Source organism: Bacillus sp. SORGH_AS_0510 (genome assembly GCF_030818775.1).
In the GTDB taxonomy this organism is placed as follows: Bacteria; Bacillota; Bacilli; order Bacillales; family Cytobacillaceae; genus Neobacillus.
This window is the reverse complement of sequence record NZ_JAUTAU010000001.1, coordinates 4,108,930-4,126,193: the sequence shown is the minus strand read 5'-3', so window position 1 is coordinate 4,126,193 and position 17,264 is coordinate 4,108,930. Positions and strand designations below refer to the sequence as shown.

The following is a 17,264-nucleotide window of genomic DNA, read 5'->3' as shown; positions in this document are numbered from 1 at the left end:
TGTCTTTAGTTCATCTTTATGAAAGAAGGTGAGAGCTTGTTTACTTACACAGTTCGCCGTATTTTTTCCTTAATCCCTGTCTTATTTGGGATGACATTGATTGTTTTTGCTATTATTCACGCTATTCCTGGTGACCCTGCACGAATCATTTTAGGTCAAAGAGCAACTCCAGAAGCCCTTGCGGCTCTTACAGAACAACTTGGGTTAAACCGTCCATGGTACATACAATATTTTGAATATCTTAACACTCTGATTCATGGAGATTTGGGCATTTCCCTTCGGTCTAGAGGACCTATTAATGCCGAGATTTGGCCTTATTTAGCAGCGACAGTTGAGCTTACAATTGTAGCAATGTTGATTGCAGTTGTTATTGGAGTAAATGCCGGAATTATTAGCGCCTGGTTCTCTAAATCTTGGTTTGATTATGGTGCGATGGTCCTTGCGTTAATTGGGGTATCCATGCCGATATTTTGGCTTGGTTTAATGTTGCAATGGGCTTTTGCTATCGATTTGGGCTGGCTGCCAACGACAGGAAGAGAGGATGCGAGGGACCCTATTTCGGCAATTACCAACATATATTTACTCGATACCCTATTACAAGGAAGATTTGATCAGTTTGTAGTCGTTCTTAAGCATATTATCTTGCCGGCATCCGCTCTTGCTACGATCCCAATGGCGATTATTGCGAGGATGACCCGTGCAACCATGCTTGAAGTAATGCAATCAGATTATATCCGGACTGCAAGGGCAAAGGGATTAAGTATGTTTTGGGTGGTTTATAAGCACTCCTTAAAAAATGCGGTTATTCCGGTTCTTACAATTATCGGTTTGCAAACAGGGCTTCTTTTAGGTGGGGCTATTTTAACTGAAACCATCTTTGGGTGGCCTGGAATAGGCAGGTATTTATATGACGCTATTGCCTATCGTGATTATCCGGTCATTCAGTCAGGCATTTTAGTAATTGCAGCCATCTTTGTACTGATCAATTTAATCGTGGATCTCTTGTATGTCTTTGTAGACCCAAGAATCAAATACACGAAATAGAGGAGGGATGAAAAGTGGCAGAACTTGCAAAAACCGCAGCGGATCTATCTGTGAAAGCTGTTGAGGAAAAGCTGACACCTCCCTGGAAGGAAGCCTTACAATCTTTTACTAAAAATAAATTAGCGCTTGCCGGCTTAGGAATAGTTGTCTTCTTTATTATTCTAGCTATTTTAGCACCTGTCATTGCGCCATTTAGTTATAAGGAGCAAGTGTTATCCGATCGAATGCTGGCACCTTCTAGTGAACATTGGTTTGGTACGGATGATTTTGGACGAGACATTTTTTCCCGGATTGTGTATGGAGCTAGAATATCCTTGTGGGTAGGAACTTTTTCAGTCATAGGATCTGTTGTCTTTGGAACGATCCTAGGAATCGTTGCAGGCTATTATGGCCGGTGGGTAGATTCCATTATCTCCCGTATTTTTGATATCATGCTTGCATTTCCTAGTATTTTATTAGCTATTGCAGTAGTAGCCATTCTAGGTCCATCTTTGAGGAATGCTTTAATCGCAATAGCAGTTATTAATATTCCTAACTTTGGCCGTCTGGTCCGCTCAAAAGTACTAAGTGTGAAACAGGAAGAATATATTATGGCAGCCCGTGCTGTGGGTATGAGGGATACACGAATTCTATTCCGTCATATTCTACCTAATAGTATTTCCCCTGTTATTGTACAAGCGACACTTGCTATTGCAACAGCCATTATTGAAGCTGCCGCTCTAGGGTTTCTTGGTATGGGGGCACAAGCACCAACTCCTGAGTGGGGGAAAATGCTGGCTGATTCAAAAAATTATATTACCCAGGCGCCATGGACATTATTCTTTCCAGGTGTCGCCATTATGCTTACCGTCCTAGGATTTAATCTAATGGGCGATGGCCTCCGAGATATCCTTGATCCGAAGATGAAAAACTAAGTGGTGCCTTGTGCACCACTTTTTCTATTGGCGGACAATTAGTTTATTATTTGTCGAATAAGCCTTATAATTAGCTAAATAGTTTGTTCATTATGGGAGATGGAAGGTTTTGAAAAACAGCGACAGAAGTATTGTATTTATTGGGTTTATGGGTGTTGGAAAGACGACAGTTGGAAAGCTTGTGGCAAAGAAGCTTAACCGTCCATTTATTGACGTAGATGAAGAAATTGAAAAGGAATATCATATGCCTGTTTCTAAAATTTTTCACCAACTGGGTGAAAAGGCATTTAGAGCAAGAGAAAAAGAATTAATTACAAGTCTGGCAGAACAGGACCAGAAGATTATTTCTGTTGGCGGCGGGGCTTTTTTACAGGAAGAAATACGTGAGGTATGTTTAACTTCTTGCATTGTTATTTACATAGAATTGTCTTTAGGATGCTGGAAAAAACGATTAGATTTAATCATTAACACCCGACCTATATTGCAAGGCAAATCAACAAAAGAAATGGAAGAGTTGTATTATGCAAGACAAGAAATCTATTCCAAGCATCATTTAAAAATTAATACTGACAACAAGGACGCTGAAACGATAGCAGATGAGATTGTCAGCACACTAATCAAGTACTTTGATGTTCAGTAGAGGTGAAGATGAGTATGAAGAAACCAATTACTGTTAAGGGAGTCACAATTGGTGAAGGAGTCCCGAAGATTTGCGTTCCAATGGTAGGGAAATCTTTAGAACAATTACTTGAAGAAGCATCGTACATTCAAGCACTTGATTGTGATGTTGTTGAATGGCGTGTCGACTGCTTTGAGGGTGTGGATCAAATCGGATCAATAAAAGATACGCTAAAACAAATCCGCGCAGTGATTCCAGAGAAACCGCTTCTGTTCACTTTCCGAAGCGCAAAAGAAGGTGGAGAAAAGGAAATCAGTAAAGCTTCCTATTTTGAGTTAAACAAAACCATACTGGAAACCGGATTGGTAGATATAATCGATATCGAATTATTTAATGAAGAAGAAGATATCAAAACCTTCATTGGAATAGCGCATGCAAGTAAGGTCTTTGTTATTCTCTCAAACCATGATTTTCATAGCACTCCGCCAAAAGAAGAAATTGTTTCTCGGTTATGTAAAGCGCAGGAATTGGGTGGCGATGTTTCAAAAATTGCAGTGATGCCAACGAGTTCAGCAGATGTACTTACGCTGTTAGAAGCAACTAATACAATGAAAGAACAATTTGCTGATAGACCCTTTATTACGATGTCCATGGCAGGTAAAGGAGTCATTAGCCGGTTGTCCGGCGAAGTATTTGGCTCAGCAATGACTTTTGGTTCAGCCAAAAAGGCGTCTGCACCTGGCCAGGTGCCCGTAAAGGAATTGCGAAGCGTTTTAAACTTGCTGCATTCTAATCTGAATGAATAAAATGAAATGGAGCATCAAATCAGAAAGATTTGTATGCTCTTTTTTCTGCAGATAAGGCTCTCACTAATTACAATTTGTAGTTTTGAACAGTATAATCAAGAATAGGAGTTGAGACCAAATGAATAAAAAAGATATCGCTAATATTCGCAAGCAATTTAAACTAGACAATTACAATCTGCAAATTCGAGAAATCTTTAATGTGTATGTCCAAAAGGAATCAGGTGAGATCTATCATCAAGTCAGTCAGCCGTTTCAAATGTTAGAACAGGAAGCGCAGGAATTATTTTTAGCCAACTTTAAAAAAGTATTAACAGGTCAACTTGATGCTAAACTGTTTGAACTGAAATTCATGCGGGATGTGGAAGATAGCACCCAAATGTTCCTTTACGAAGGATTACAACAAGAAACAACGGAAGACTGGAAAGAATATATGTTGGAAATCGTCGTGAAAATGTTTGCCAACACGGTTTATGAATTTGATACCGTGGTAACGTTTATCCGTGGAGAATATCGAAAACCGACCCGAAAGCGTAACGCGGAATCTGAAGAAGGCGGGGATGACCAGGTCTATTCCAACGGATTTATTCTATGTAGTCTCAATAAAACGGATGTGCCGAAAAAAGCCTTAATGTTTGATTATATTGAAAAGGAATACAAATCCTACAACGTATTTGATCCCATTATTAATTTAGATTCTCCTTTATCAGGCTTCCTTTTCCCTGCTCTAAACGATAATGCAGCAGATGTGAACCGTATCCTTTACTGTGCAGGAAAAGCAAATCAACCGGACTTTAGATTTATGGAAGAAGTGCTTAATTGTGAAGAGATTATAACTGCTCAGGAAGATAAGGACTGTTTCGATTTCATTTTAAAAGAAGTGATAGGAGACGAAGTAGATTCGCGCGTGATTTCCAATGTGTATGAGGAAATCGATAGGCTGGTTCAGGAGAATCAAGAGAATGAAGAAAGTGAAATCCCTACGTTGGATTCTCGGGATATCGAACGTATTTTAACGGTAAGCGGCGTTGAAAATGTAGAGACGGCAAAAGTGGAACATGCCCTTAAAGCAATCGTGGATGATGAAAAACACGAATTTAAGGCCAGCAGTTTAATTCCGAAAACTATCAAAATTGAGACCAAGGTGGCCAATGTTTCGATCAACCCGAAAGACTTGAAATATGTAAAATATATTACGTTCCAAGGAAAAAGGTGCTTATTGTTGGAAATAGATGAAGACGTGGTTGTAGAGGGTTTCCGACTTGAAGAATCAGAGACATACTAATCTGTTCCAGATTTTGCAGGGAATGATCAGTGGGCCTAATGTACCCTGAATACTATAAAGGAGTACATGGCATAGAGTACAAACTTTCGGATGTATTCTAAACAAAAAAGGACCGGGCGGTTTTTGCCCGGTTTTTCTTATTGGATATTTTTGAAAGATGTTGTAATTGAGACAGTTTTTATATTAAAGATATTATTGAGAATTTCCTCGATTCTGATAGAGTATCAATAAACCAGAAACATTGTCAGAAGTCAGGGCAACTTCTGACAGAGTCGGTGGAAAAACTAGAAATATTGTCAGAAGTCGGGGCAACTTGGTCTTCTGTCAAGAAAGTAGACACTAAAATTTGAGATTTTAAAAGCCATTACCACTACCGCACTTCGCTTGGTCAGGTATTAGAAATAGTCAATCGATAACCTTGATTGACTATTTCTAATACCAAATGGCTATCCTATGAGATATTTTCTACTTTATCTTGGTGGTGATATCTCTCAAATTGATTTGGTGAATAATGCCCTAAAGTCGAGTGTTTTCGTTTTTCATTATAAAAACCACTAATATAGGAATTAATTGCTTTTATAGCTTCGGCCCTGGTCCTAAAACGCCTTCTGTAAATCAAATCTTTCTTAATTGTGGCATGGAAGGATTCTATACAAGCATTATCGTAAGGGTCACCTTTTTTGCTCATACTTATATTCATTTTTTGCTCTTTCAAAATATCAATATACTCTTTAGAACAATACTGGGAACCCCGGTCAGAATGATGAACTATTCCTGTACCGGGCTGTCTTGAAATGATCGCCATCTTTAATGCTTGTATACATAACTCTTTCCTCATGTGTGAGGCAAGACTCCACCCCACAATTTTTCTGGAGTAAAGGTCCATTACAGAAGATAAATATATCCAGCCTTCTAAAGTCCAAATGTACGTAATATCAGATACCCAAACTAGATTAGGTTCTTCTACGTCAAATTGTCGGTTAAGCAGATTAGGATAAATATATAGGTCATGATTGGAATCTGTTGTGACTACAAACTTCTCTTTCGACGTTGCCTTTAATCCCATTTCTTTCATCATACGAGCCACGGTTTTTTGTGAAATGATATAACCCCATTCCACAAGGTCAGCGTGAACTCTAGGACTTCCATAAGTCCCAAAACTTTCATGAAAGGACTTACTTATTTTCTGTTTGATCTCCGAACGATAGACTTCTTTCTCAGATTGCGGTTGGTTCTGCTTCTTCAGCCATTTATAATAGCCACTCTTTGAAACGTTTAGAACTTCACACATCTTCTCCACAGCGTGCTCATCAGAGTGGGCTTGAATAAAGGTATATATTACGCTTGGTTTTTCGTGAAGATGTGCATCGCCTTTTTTAAAATTTCGTTTTCCTCTCTTAACTGTTGTAATTCTTTCTCATGTTGCTTTTTTAATTTTTCAAGCTCTTTAGGTGTAATGTATTCCTTACCTTCCTGGCTAACATTTACTTTCTCCTTATACGCTGCCACCCAACGACTAACAGTCTTATAAGAGATCTCTAATTCCTTAGAAACATCTGTGGCTTTTTTCCCTTCTTCAACAACTAACTTTGAAACATAATCTCTGTACTCTTGAGTATGATGTTTCTTCATATGAACACGTCCTTTTAAATGATGATTGTATTATAAACTAAATCTCATTTATACGTGTCCACTTTTTAGACTAACCTCAAACTTCTGACAGAGTCGGTGGAAAAACTAGAAACATTGTCAGAAGTCGGGGCAACTTCTGACAGAGTCGGTGGAAAAACTAAGAACAATGTCAGAAGTCGGGGCAACTTCTGACAGAGTCCGTGTAAACACTAGAAACATTGTCAGAAGTCGGGGCAACTTCTGACAGAGTCCGTGTAAAAACTAGAAACATTGTCAGAAGTCGGGGCAACTTCTGACAGAGTCCGTGTAAAAACTAAGAACATTGTCAGAAGTCAGGGCAACTTTTGACAAAGTCCGTGGAAAACCCAGAAACATTGTCAGAAGTCGGGGCAACTTCTGACGGAGTCCGTGGAAAAACTAGAAACATTGTCAGAAGTCAGGGCAACTTCTGACAGTGCTTCTCATAGATAAGCGAAGGTAGTCAGATTACTCTTTATTGTTAAAAGTTTTTAAAAGGGCAATTTAAAAATGGTATAGATCTTGCAGAAAGCAACAATGTTTACGAAATGAGCTTTTTTTATTTGGGCTCTGATACAGGTTATTTTGAGATTTATTTACTATACAAAGAGGACTTATCGAGTTAAAATAACAATAAGCATATAATTCCAATAAGAAAGGTTGGTATTAAAGTGTCAGAAGTTATTCGTTCGATTCCTCGTCCTCTTGTCAAAACAAATCAAGCGGTGATTGTTATAAGTGTTCTGTTAACATGGTTCTCGGGTATGGAATGGTTTTTATTGATTCCCTTACTCTCAGGATTAAGTGGTCTTTTTTTAGGATTTAATCCGATTATGCAGCTAGGAAAACTATTTTTAAGGAAAGATCCAAAGGCGTATATTCCTGAAGATTGGGGACAGCAGCAATTTAATCAAACGATTGCCGTTATATGTCTGGGTATTGGATTTATTAGCTTTTTACTAGGATGGAATGTTGTAGGATATATTTTCACCATCATGGTTGCACTAGCAGCATTTGTTGCCATTCTCGGTTTTTGCATAGGCTGTTTTATCCATTTCCAATGGAATCAATATAAATATAGACGTTCACTTCAATAAAACGAAGTAATTCTAAACAAAGCTCTTGCTAATATGCAAGGGCTTTTTTGTGAATCTATGCATAGAATTTGTATAATCTTCCAAACAAATATGTAAGCGTTTTCAATATTAGAGATGTTAATTTTCAGTAAAAACGGAAAATTAGGCAATTTTTATATTGAATAATTATATATGTGTATGTATAATAATTCATTATGTAAGCAACGTGGGAGTTGAAGAAATGAAAGCAGCAATCATTGGTGGAACAGGATATGGGTCTGTAGAACTTATTCGTTTGATTCAGAAGCACCCTTACTTGGAGGTTGGTTCAGTAGTATCCAATTCTAAAGCGGGCTATAGCTTTAGTGAAACATATCCACATCTTTCTGAAATAATGGATCAACCATTAGAGACATTTGATGCAAAAAGATTATCTGAAACGAACGATATAACTTTCCTAGCTACTCCATCTGGTGTCAGCAGTAAACTTGTTCCGCAGCTGCTAGAGCACGGTATGAAATGTATTGATCTATCAGGCGACTTCCGATTAAGGTCTGGTGCAGAATATGAAACCTGGTATCATCACACCCCTGCAGATGAGCAGTATTTAGAAAAAGCAATTTACGGTTTAAGTGAGATTTATAGCGAAAAAATTAAGAATGCCAATTTAATAGCCAATCCAGGTTGTTATCCTACTGCATCCAGTTTGGGACTACTTCCAATCTTAAAAGCGCAGCTAGCTGATAAAAACTCAATCATCATTGACGCGAAATCAGGCGTCTCTGGTGCAGGAAGAGGACTTTCATTAACCGCACACTACGCCGAAATCAATGAAAACTTTAAAGCTTATAAACTAGGAAAACATCAACACATTCCAGAAATTGAGCAAGTCCTTACAGATGAGAGTGGAGATCTCATCACTGTATCCTTTACTACCCATCTTGTCCCAATGACACGAGGAATCATGTGTACGATGTATGTGAATCTAAAACAAAAAATTTCAACAAAAAAGGTTATCGATTTATATAAACAATTTTATCAAGATTCTCGTTTTATAAGGGTCCGGCCTGAGGGAACTATTCCTTCAACAAAAGAAGTATCCGGGTCAAACTATTGTGATATTGGGCTACATGTCGATGAACGAACCAACCGCTTAACGATTATCTCTGTTATCGATAATTTAGTTAAGGGAGCGGCTGGGCAGGCAATCCAAAATGTGAACTTGATGAATGGCTGGGATGAACAAACGGGGCTTAACGATATACCAATGTATCCATAATAAAAATCAAACAATAGGGAATTTGAAGGGGGAAATTAAATTGACACAAGCAACATCAACGAGTGAAATCGTGGTACTAGAAGAAGGAAGTGTCACCTTGCCAAAAGGGTATAAAGCAGGTGGCATGCACTGTGGAATTAAAAGAAAACGACTCGATTTAGGCTACATTGTATCGGAAGTGCCAGCAACTGCAGCAGGCGTATATACCACAAATATTTTTCAAGCGGCACCTTTATTAGTTACTCAAGAGAGTGTAGCAAAAGAAAATAAAATTCAAGCTATTATCGTTAACTCTGGTAACGCAAATGCATGTACAGGGGAACAAGGATTACTTGATGCCTATACCATGCAAAAGGATTTTGCAAATGAACTAGGAATTGAAGCGCATCTAGTTGCAGTGACATCCACAGGGGTCATCGGAGAATTGATGCCGATGGATAAAGTGAAAACAGGAGTTACACAAATCCTTAATAAAGAATACGAAAATGAGAGTTTATTTAAAGAAGCAATCCTAACAACTGATACTTGTGTTAAGCATATTGCTGTGCAAATGATTATCGATGGGAAAACGGTAAGTATCGGCGGCGCATCAAAGGGTTCTGGAATGATCCACCCAAACATGGCTACTATGCTTGGATTCGTAACTACAGATGCAAACATTGCACAGGAAGACCTGTTAGTAGCGCTTCGAGACGTCACTAATCAAACATTTAACATGATCACGGTTGATGGGGATACAAGTACGAATGACATGGTTCTCGTCTTGGCCAATGGGTTAGCAGGAAACAGTCAACTAACAAAGGATCATCCAGATTGGGAAGTGTTTAAACAAGGCTTGAAAATGGTTTGCGAATCACTTGCAAAAAAAATTGCTCGCGATGGCGAGGGAGCTACCAAGCTAGTAGAAGTTCAAGTGACTGGCTCCTACAGTCGAAATGCAGCAAGTGCTGTTGGTAAGTCCATAATTTCTTCAAACCTAGTAAAAACAGCTATTTATGGAACGGATCCAAATTGGGGAAGAATTGTGACGGCAATTGGCTACAGTGGTGTCCCTGTTGAACCGAATGCCATTAAGGTATCAATCGGACCTTATACGGTATTCGAAAACGGGTTGCCAAGCATGTTTGTAGAAGAAGAGGTTAAAGAATACTTACAACTTGATGTTATCAAAATACATGTTGAATTAAACCAAGGTGAATATAATGCAACTGCTTGGGGATGCGACCTTACCTACGATTATGTAAAAATAAATGCATCCTACCGCACGTAAGGGAGGACGAAAATGAAATACCTAGTCATTAAGTGTGGCGGAAGTGTGTTAGAAAATCTGCCAAGATCCTTCTATGAAGATGTCGTTCAGATGCATCAATCAGGTGAATGGACACCTATCATTGTTCATGGCGGAGGTCCCCTCATTACGTCCTTATTAAAAAATTTAAATGTGGAAACTACTTTTGTAAATGGTTTACGGGTAACCAACCATGATGTGCTAGATATCGTTGAAATGGTTCTGAGTGGTTCGGTTAATAAGCTAGTTGTTAGAAACCTAGTCGAAGTAGGCGGAAATGCTTTTGGCATAAGTGGAGTAGACGGCGGATTATTGAAAGCAGTTCCGACATCAGAATCCAAAACGTTAGGTTTTGTAGGTGAAGTAGTTGGTGTGAATCAAAGTGTCATCGAAGGAATCGTCAATCAAGGGTATATACCAGTCATTTCTCCCATCGGGATTGATGCCAGCGGGCAACGCTATAACATTAATGGAGATATAGCAGCAAGTGCAATCGCAAAAGCGTTGGAAGCTAATCTTTGCTTCATTAGTGATATCCCTGGAATCCTAATTGAAAAAAATGGCGTGAAAACAAAGCTTGATAAAGCAACCAAATCAACCATTGAAGAACTAATTGATAATCAAACCATTTACGGTGGCATGATTCCAAAGGTAAAGGCTGCCATAGACGGACTAGTTCACAACATACCTGAAGTAGGAATCATCAACGGTTTTGAGAAAAATAGCCTGATAGATTACACAGCTGGCAAAGAGATTGGTACAAAAATTGTGTTAGAAGAGGAGATTGCGTAAATGGTTAATGATACTTCCGTCTCTCTATCCTCCCCATTAATGGACACGTACAGCCGTTTCCCTGTCACTTTAGTTAAGGGAAAAGGAAGTTATGTGTGGGACGATCAAGGGAAGCAATATTTAGATTTCACTTCTGGGATTGCAACCTGTAATTTAGGTCATGTTCCAGAAGCTGTAAAAGAAAAACTTGAGGAACAACTGCAAAATCTATGGCACTGTACAAATCTCTATCATATTCCAAATCAGGAAAAGCTCGCAGCACTACTTGTTGCTAATAGTTGTGGGGATCAGGTTTTCTTCTGTAATAGTGGTGCCGAAGCAAATGAAGCGGCGATTAAGCTGGCAAGAAGATATGCGAACAAAGTAAAGGGAAGTGGATCTTCTGAAGTGGTGACCTTTCAGCAATCCTTCCACGGTAGAACACTTGCAACCCTAACCGCTACAGGTCAAGAAAAAATCCAACAGGGTTTTTCACCACTTATGCCAGGTTTTAGTTATCTTCCGTTTAATGATGAAGAAGCGCTTGAAGAGCTTATTACACGTAAACCAGCAGCAGTTCTGCTAGAACTTGTCCAAGGTGAAGGTGGAGTCATTCCAGCAGATCCTGAATGGGTAAAAAAATTAGCTGAACTTTGTAAGCAAAACGGTTTCCTGCTGATGGTCGATGAAATCCAAACAGGGATTGGCAGAACGGGTACATTATTTGCTTATGAGCAGTACGGAATTGAACCAGATGTTATTAGTCTTGCAAAGGGGCTTGGATCAGGGTTCCCAATTGGAGCCATCATCGCAAAAGAAGAAGCAGCCAAGGGATTTGAACCGGGCAGCCATGGAAGTACTTTTGGTGGGAATCCATTAGCCACGGCAGCAGGACTGGCTACCATTACACATATAATTGAAACCGACTTACTAATACATGCGAAAGAAGTCGTAACATACCTTGATAGTCAGCTGGAAATGTTGAAGGGAAAATACGCGTTTATTAAAAATATACGTGGTAAAGGACTGCTAAAGGGACTGCTTATTGAAACGAATGCACTAGATATCGTACAAAAAGCGATTGCAAACAACCTTCTTATTTTAACAGCTGGACCGAATGTCGTTCGGATCTTACCACCGTTAACAGTAACAAAAGAAGAGATAAATGAATTTATAGAAGCATTGGATAAAACATTCCAAGGTATAGAGAAAGGCGAGTGAGTGTTTTGGAACAGGGATACCTTACTTTGGAAACGGGAGAAGTGTTTGAAGGTATATTAATTGGTGCAGAAAAGGATTCTCTCGGAGAGGTAGTATTTAATACAAGTATGACTGGTTACCAGGAGATCATTACCGATCCTTCCTATGCGGGACAAATCATTACGTTCTGTTATCCGATTATCGGAAGCTATGGTATCAATGCATTGGATGATGAAAGCATCACGCCCGCACTATCTGGAGTCGTCATCAGTGATCTTTGTGAAACGCCAAGTCATTATCAATCTATTTATAAATTTTCAGAGAGACTTAAGCAGGCAGGAGTTCCTGGTATTGCAGGCGTAGATACACGACTTCTTGTCAAGACCATTCGAAGCCGTGGAACTGTTAAAGGATATTTAAGCAAAACCATGCAGGGGAATTTTTCAGTAAATGAAAAATCAACTCTGTGGGTTGAGAAAGTATCCACTAAGAAGACGCAATATTATAAAAACAGAGGGCCGCACGTAGTATTAATGGACTATGGCTTTAAAAAGTCAATTTTAAGTGCACTTTTAGAAGAAAATTGTGCAGTTACAGTTGTCCCTTACACTACTTCTTTTGATAAGGTAAAAGCCCTGAATCCAGACGGTGTTCTATTTAGCAATGGACCAGGAGATCCAATGGATTTAAAGAAATGGTTTCCGGAAATCAAAAAAATCAGCCAGCATTATCCGACACTTGGAATTTGTCTAGGTCACCAGCTAATCGCTTTAGCTTACGGGGCAAAAACAGCAAAGCTGACGTATGGTCATCGAGGTGGCAATCACCCAGTGAAAGAAATTATGACTGGAAAAGTGAAAATTACAGCCCAAAACCATGGGTATGTTGTCGTGGACGAAAGCATCGACCAAAATGTCTTTGATGTCACCTATCGAAATGTCAATGATCAATCCATTGAAGGGCTAAAACATCAAAGTTATCCAATTCAAACGGTACAATTTCATCCGGAGGCACATCCCGGACCAAGCGATACCGCACATATCATTCAAGAATTCGTAAGCCAGATAGCTTCATTGGGAGAGACCGTATATGCCATTAAATAAAAACTTAAATAAAGTACTTGTCATCGGGTCTGGCCCAATTGTCATTGGTCAGGCAGCAGAATTTGATTATGCCGGAACACAGGCATGTATTGCCTTGAAAGAGGAAGGAATTGAAGTTGTTTTAATTAACAATAACCCGGCAACCATTATGACGGACGAAGCCATTGCAGATAAAGTTTATATCGAACCACTGAATGTGGAGACAATCGAAAAGATTATTCAAAAAGAAAAACCGGACGGAGTGATTGGTACCCTAGGTGGCCAAACCGGATTAAATTTAACAGTTCAACTATATGAACAAAAGATATTAGAAAAATATAATGTAGAACTACTAGGAACTTCGGTTGAATCGATCAAAAATGGAGAGGACCGAGAAAGATTCCGTAATCTGATGCTTACAATCGGTGAACCGATTCCTGAATCTTCGATCATTCACAGCTACGAAGAAGGAGTACAGTTCGTTAAGCAAATTGGATTTCCAGTGATTATTCGTCCTGCCTATACATTAGGTGGTGAGGGCGGCGGATTCGCTCATAACGATGACGAACTTGAAATCGTCTTGAAAAAAGGGCTTGCTGCCAGTCCAATTGGGCAGGTACTAGTTGAAAAAAGCATTAAAGGGTGGAAGGAAATTGAGTACGAAGTCATGCGCGATGCAAATGACACGTGCATCATAGTGTGTAATATGGAAAACATGGACCCTGTCGGCGTTCATACAGGAGATTCCATTGTAGTTGCTCCATCTCAGACATTGACAGACGTTCAATATCAAATGCTTCGTGACGTTTCCATTAAAGTTATTAGAGAACTAGGAATCATTGGAGGATGCAACATTCAGTTTGCTCTCCACACAGAATCCAATCAGTACTATATTATCGAAGTAAATCCAAGGGTAAGCCGCTCGTCCGCGCTTGCTTCCAAAGCAACAGGATATCCAATAGCAAGAATGGCGGCAAAGTGTGCAATTGGGTACCATTTGGATGAGATTGTGAATCCAATAACAGGTAACACGTTTGCTTCATTTGAGCCAGCGATTGATTATATTGTGGTGAAACTGCCTCGCTTCCCATTTGATAAGTTTCCAGAAGCAGACCGTACACTGGGGACACAAATGAAAGCAACAGGTGAAGTAATGGCGATTGACCGGACATTTGAAGGGGCTTTAAACAAAGCGATTCGGTCAATGGAGATGAATGTATATGGTCTCTGTCTTGAGGCGAATAAATCAGCAGAAGATGATGCTCTTTATGACCTTCTTGCAACAGCAAATGACAGACGGCTATTTATCATTGCCGAATGCTTTAGAAGAGGGATTACTCTTGAAAAAATACAGCAGTTAACAGAGGTTGATCCATGGTTTTTACACAAAATTAGTTCAATCGTTGAGATTGAAAAGGAATTGGCGTCCTATCAATGGGGTCAGGTTCCTGTCCTTCTGCTTAAACAAGCTAAACGAAATAATGTTTCTGATAAACTTTTATCACAAATATTCAATATTCCTGAAAAGGAAATGAGAAAAAAGTGGAAAGAGCTAAACCTAAAACCGGGCTATAAAATGGTTGATACCTGTTCTGCTGAATTTGATGCCGTTACACCTTATTACTACTCAACTTGGCATGGGTTTGACGAGGTTGAAGTTACAAATAAAAAGAAAATCCTCGTAATTGGTTCTGGTCCGATTCGTATTGGCCAAGGGATTGAATTTGATTATTGTTCTGTCCACGCGGCAAAAGCAATTAAGAAAAACGGATACGAAGCGGTTGTTATCAACAACAATCCAGAGACAGTGAGCACAGATTATTCTGTTGCCGACCGTCTATATTTCGAACCTCTAGCGGCAGAGGATGTTCTCCACGTGATTGAAAAGGAACAAGTGGAAGGAGTTCTCATTCAGTTTGGCGGACAAACGGCGATTAATTTGGCGCATGCACTTGAAGAAGAAGGAGTAAACATTTTAGGAACCTCTGTTCAGAATGTTGATCGTTTAGAAGATAGAAAGGAATTCTATCAACTGCTTGAAGACTTAAATATTCCCCATATTGAGGGTCAAACAGTCTCACACCCAGATGAATTGAAAGAGGCCGCAGAAAAATTAGGCTACCCAGTTCTTGTTCGCCCATCGTATGTAATAGGCGGACAATCGATGTTTACTATTTTTTCAGAAGAAGAGCTTAACCAATATATTGTCCAGCTTGAGGGGAACTCGCAGGCATCCATGTGGCCATTATTAGTAGATAAATATTTACCTGGATTAGAGTGTGAGATTGATGTTATTAGTGATGGAGAAACAATCGTCGTTCCAGGTATTTTTGAGCATATAGAAAAAGCAGGTGTTCATTCAGGGGATAGCATTACGGTTTTCCCGCCGATCTCTTTAACAGAAACTATCAAGCAAACTTTAATTGATTATGCTAGTAAGTTAGCAAAATCTACTTCAGTCATTGGTATGATGAACATTCAATTTGTTATTTATGAAAGTGAAGTTTATGTATTAGAAGTAAACCCGCGCTCTTCGAGAACAGTGCCAATCATCAGCAAGGTAACCGGCGTTCCGATGATCGAATGGGCAACCAGTGTTCAACTTGGTCAATCCTTACAACAGTTATCACCAACCCAAGGCCTACTAGCGGAGCCGAACTATTATGCTGTAAAAACGCCAGTATTTTCATCAAGTAAGCTAAAGGGCGTTGATCATGTACTTGGGCCGGAAATGAAATCAACAGGCGAAGCACTAGGCATGGGTGTAACGTTCCAAGCAGCGCTCGAAAAATCGATTCTTTCACTTAGTGATGATCCAGAGAAAAATTATCTATTTTTCTCCATCTCGGACCGTGAAAAGCCTGCAAGTCTCCCGATTATTGCGGAATTGGTCGGCCAAAATTATAGCATCGCCGCAACTGAAGGAACCGCTCTTTTCCTTCAACAAAATGGCATTCCTGTTGAGGTAGTGATTAAGGATGATGCGGATGTAAGCAGCTTTTTTCGTAAACAGTTAATTAAAGCAGTAATCAACATTCCAAATCAAGGTCGAAATAAAATGAAGTTTGGTTTTCAAATTCGCGAGCATGCTGTTCGTTACAAAATACCTGTGTTCACTCATTTAGATACGATTGAGGCAACATTTGGCCTGCAAAAAGGAGCACAACAGGAATCACAAGTACGGACGGTAAGTGAGTATTATAATATTGAAAAAGAAGGTGCCGTTCATGTTAGAAGCCATTAAATTGAACGAAATTAATAACCCGCAACTGAAAGGAAAAGATTTTTTACAGCTATCGGATTTCACTACTGATGAAATCCTTTACCTGTTAAATGATGCGCTAGAACTAAAGCAAATGCAAAACCAAGGGACGCCCCAGCCTTTCTTAAATGGTAAGGTGTTAGGAATGATTTTTGAAAAATCATCTACTCGTACTAGGGTTTCGTTTGAAGTGGGGATGCTGCAGCTTGGAGGGCATGCCATCTTCCTAAGCTCAAAAGATATTCAGCTCGGACGTGGGGAAAGTATTTCCGATACAGCCAAAGTATTATCCCGCTATGTGGATGGAATCATGATTCGAACGTTTTCACATGATTCTGTGAAGGAATTAGCAGAACATGCAACTGTTCCAGTCATCAATGGGTTAACTGATCTACAACATCCAACACAGGTATTAGCTGATTTATTAACAATCCTGGAGCATAAAGGGAAACTGGCTGGGTTAAAGCTTTGCTATATCGGAGACGGCAATAATAATATGGCCCATTCATTAATGGAAGGGGCAGTAAAAGTAGGAATGGATGTTAGCATCGCCAGCCCCCCGGGATATTTACCTGATGGAAAAATTACTGAAGCAGCAATCAAAGCGGGCAGTCAAACAGGATGTTCGGTTGTCATTACAAATGATCCATTTGAAGCAATCAAGGAAGCGGATGTTGTGGTAACAGATGTCTGGACCAGCATGGGGCAGGAAGAAGAAACGGAAAAAAGATTGAAGGCGTTTGAAGGCTATCAGGTAAATGATGAACTTTGCAAACTAGCAAAATCAGACTATATCTTCTTACATTGCTTACCTGCACATCGTGAGGAAGAGGTTACTGGAGATATTATTGATGGTACTCATTCTGTTGTGTTTGATGAAGCAGAGAACCGCCTGCATGCGCAAAAAGCAATTTTAAAACTTTTATTAGCATAATAGTTTCACTTTTTGCGAGAGTTGTTGTATAATAATTCTATTGATTGAATAAAAATT

Annotated in this window: 15 protein-coding genes; 13 read left to right on the top strand and 2 right to left on the bottom strand. The window is 39.4% G+C overall.

The features are described from left to right. Positions 1-36: 36 nt before the first annotated feature. The 5 genes from QE429_RS21050 to QE429_RS21030 all read left to right on the top strand — a co-directional run bounded on the left by QE429_RS21050 (position 37) and on the right by QE429_RS21030 (position 4,665). Complete coding sequence (locus QE429_RS21050) at positions 37-1,044, top strand: ABC transporter permease (RefSeq protein ID WP_307289829.1); 1,008 nt, start codon at positions 37-39, stop codon at positions 1,042-1,044. 14 nt (positions 1,045-1,058) lie between these two features. Next, the gene (gene nikC / locus QE429_RS21045) at positions 1,059-1,958 is read left to right on the top strand and encodes a nickel transporter permease (protein ID WP_307289828.1); all 900 of its coding nucleotides are present in this window, start codon (positions 1,059-1,061) and stop codon (positions 1,956-1,958) included. Between the two features lie 109 nt (positions 1,959-2,067). Next, complete coding sequence (locus QE429_RS21040; RefSeq protein ID WP_307289827.1) at positions 2,068-2,598, top strand: shikimate kinase; 531 nt, start codon at positions 2,068-2,070, stop codon at positions 2,596-2,598. A 14-nt stretch (positions 2,599-2,612) separates the two neighbouring features. Next, positions 2,613-3,383, top strand: coding sequence for a type I 3-dehydroquinate dehydratase (gene aroD / locus QE429_RS21035; protein ID WP_307289825.1), 771 nt, complete (start codon positions 2,613-2,615; stop codon positions 3,381-3,383). Between the two features lie 118 nt (positions 3,384-3,501). Next, a complete protein-coding gene (locus QE429_RS21030; protein WP_307289823.1) occupies positions 3,502-4,665 on the top strand; it encodes a DUF4317 domain-containing protein in 1,164 nt (387 codons plus the stop codon). 451 nt (positions 4,666-5,116) lie between these two features. Here QE429_RS21030 and QE429_RS21025 read toward each other — a convergent pair whose 3' ends face one another. Both QE429_RS21025 and QE429_RS21020 read right to left on the bottom strand, forming a co-directional pair. Continuing rightward, the gene (locus tag QE429_RS21025; RefSeq protein ID WP_307290844.1) at positions 5,117-6,076 is read right to left on the bottom strand and encodes an IS3 family transposase; all 960 of its coding nucleotides are present in this window, start codon (positions 6,074-6,076) and stop codon (positions 5,117-5,119) included. After that, positions 6,004-6,297: a transposase gene (locus QE429_RS21020; RefSeq protein WP_307288169.1), complete on the bottom strand. Its 294-nt coding sequence runs from the start codon at positions 6,295-6,297 to the stop codon at positions 6,004-6,006. The genes QE429_RS21025 and QE429_RS21020 overlap by 73 nt, the downstream gene beginning before the upstream one ends. Before the next feature lie 689 nt (positions 6,298-6,986). On the opposite strand from QE429_RS21020, the gene QE429_RS21015 reads away from it, so the two are divergent. From QE429_RS21015 to argF, 8 genes are all read left to right on the top strand, one after another. Then, a complete protein-coding gene (locus QE429_RS21015) occupies positions 6,987-7,412 on the top strand; it encodes a DUF4395 domain-containing protein (RefSeq protein ID WP_307289821.1) in 426 nt (141 codons plus the stop codon). 220 nt (positions 7,413-7,632) lie between these two features. Further along, positions 7,633-8,670, top strand: a complete 1,038-nt coding sequence (gene argC, locus QE429_RS21010) for an N-acetyl-gamma-glutamyl-phosphate reductase (protein WP_307289820.1) — start codon at positions 7,633-7,635, stop codon at positions 8,668-8,670. Between the two features lie 40 nt (positions 8,671-8,710). Next, on the top strand, positions 8,711-9,940 hold the full coding sequence (argJ, locus tag QE429_RS21005) for a bifunctional ornithine acetyltransferase/N-acetylglutamate synthase (protein WP_307289818.1): 1,230 nt from the start codon (positions 8,711-8,713) through the stop codon (positions 9,938-9,940). Between the two features lie 12 nt (positions 9,941-9,952). Then, positions 9,953-10,750: an acetylglutamate kinase gene (argB, locus tag QE429_RS21000; RefSeq protein ID WP_307289816.1), complete on the top strand. Its 798-nt coding sequence runs from the start codon at positions 9,953-9,955 to the stop codon at positions 10,748-10,750. Continuing rightward, entirely contained in the window at positions 10,751-11,950 is a 1,200-nt protein-coding gene (locus tag QE429_RS20995) for an acetylornithine transaminase (RefSeq protein ID WP_307289814.1), read from the top strand. Between the two features lie 5 nt (positions 11,951-11,955). Next, a complete protein-coding gene (locus QE429_RS20990; RefSeq protein WP_307290906.1) occupies positions 11,956-13,032 on the top strand; it encodes a carbamoyl phosphate synthase small subunit in 1,077 nt (358 codons plus the stop codon). After that, the gene (gene carB / locus QE429_RS20985) at positions 13,019-16,255 is read left to right on the top strand and encodes a carbamoyl-phosphate synthase (glutamine-hydrolyzing) large subunit (RefSeq protein WP_307289812.1); all 3,237 of its coding nucleotides are present in this window, start codon (positions 13,019-13,021) and stop codon (positions 16,253-16,255) included. Before QE429_RS20990 ends, carB begins: the two co-directional genes overlap by 14 nt. Next, positions 16,239-17,207, top strand: coding sequence for an ornithine carbamoyltransferase (gene argF, locus QE429_RS20980; RefSeq protein ID WP_307289810.1), 969 nt, complete (start codon positions 16,239-16,241; stop codon positions 17,205-17,207). Before carB ends, argF begins: the two co-directional genes overlap by 17 nt. The last annotated feature ends 57 nt before the right edge of the window (positions 17,208-17,264 follow it).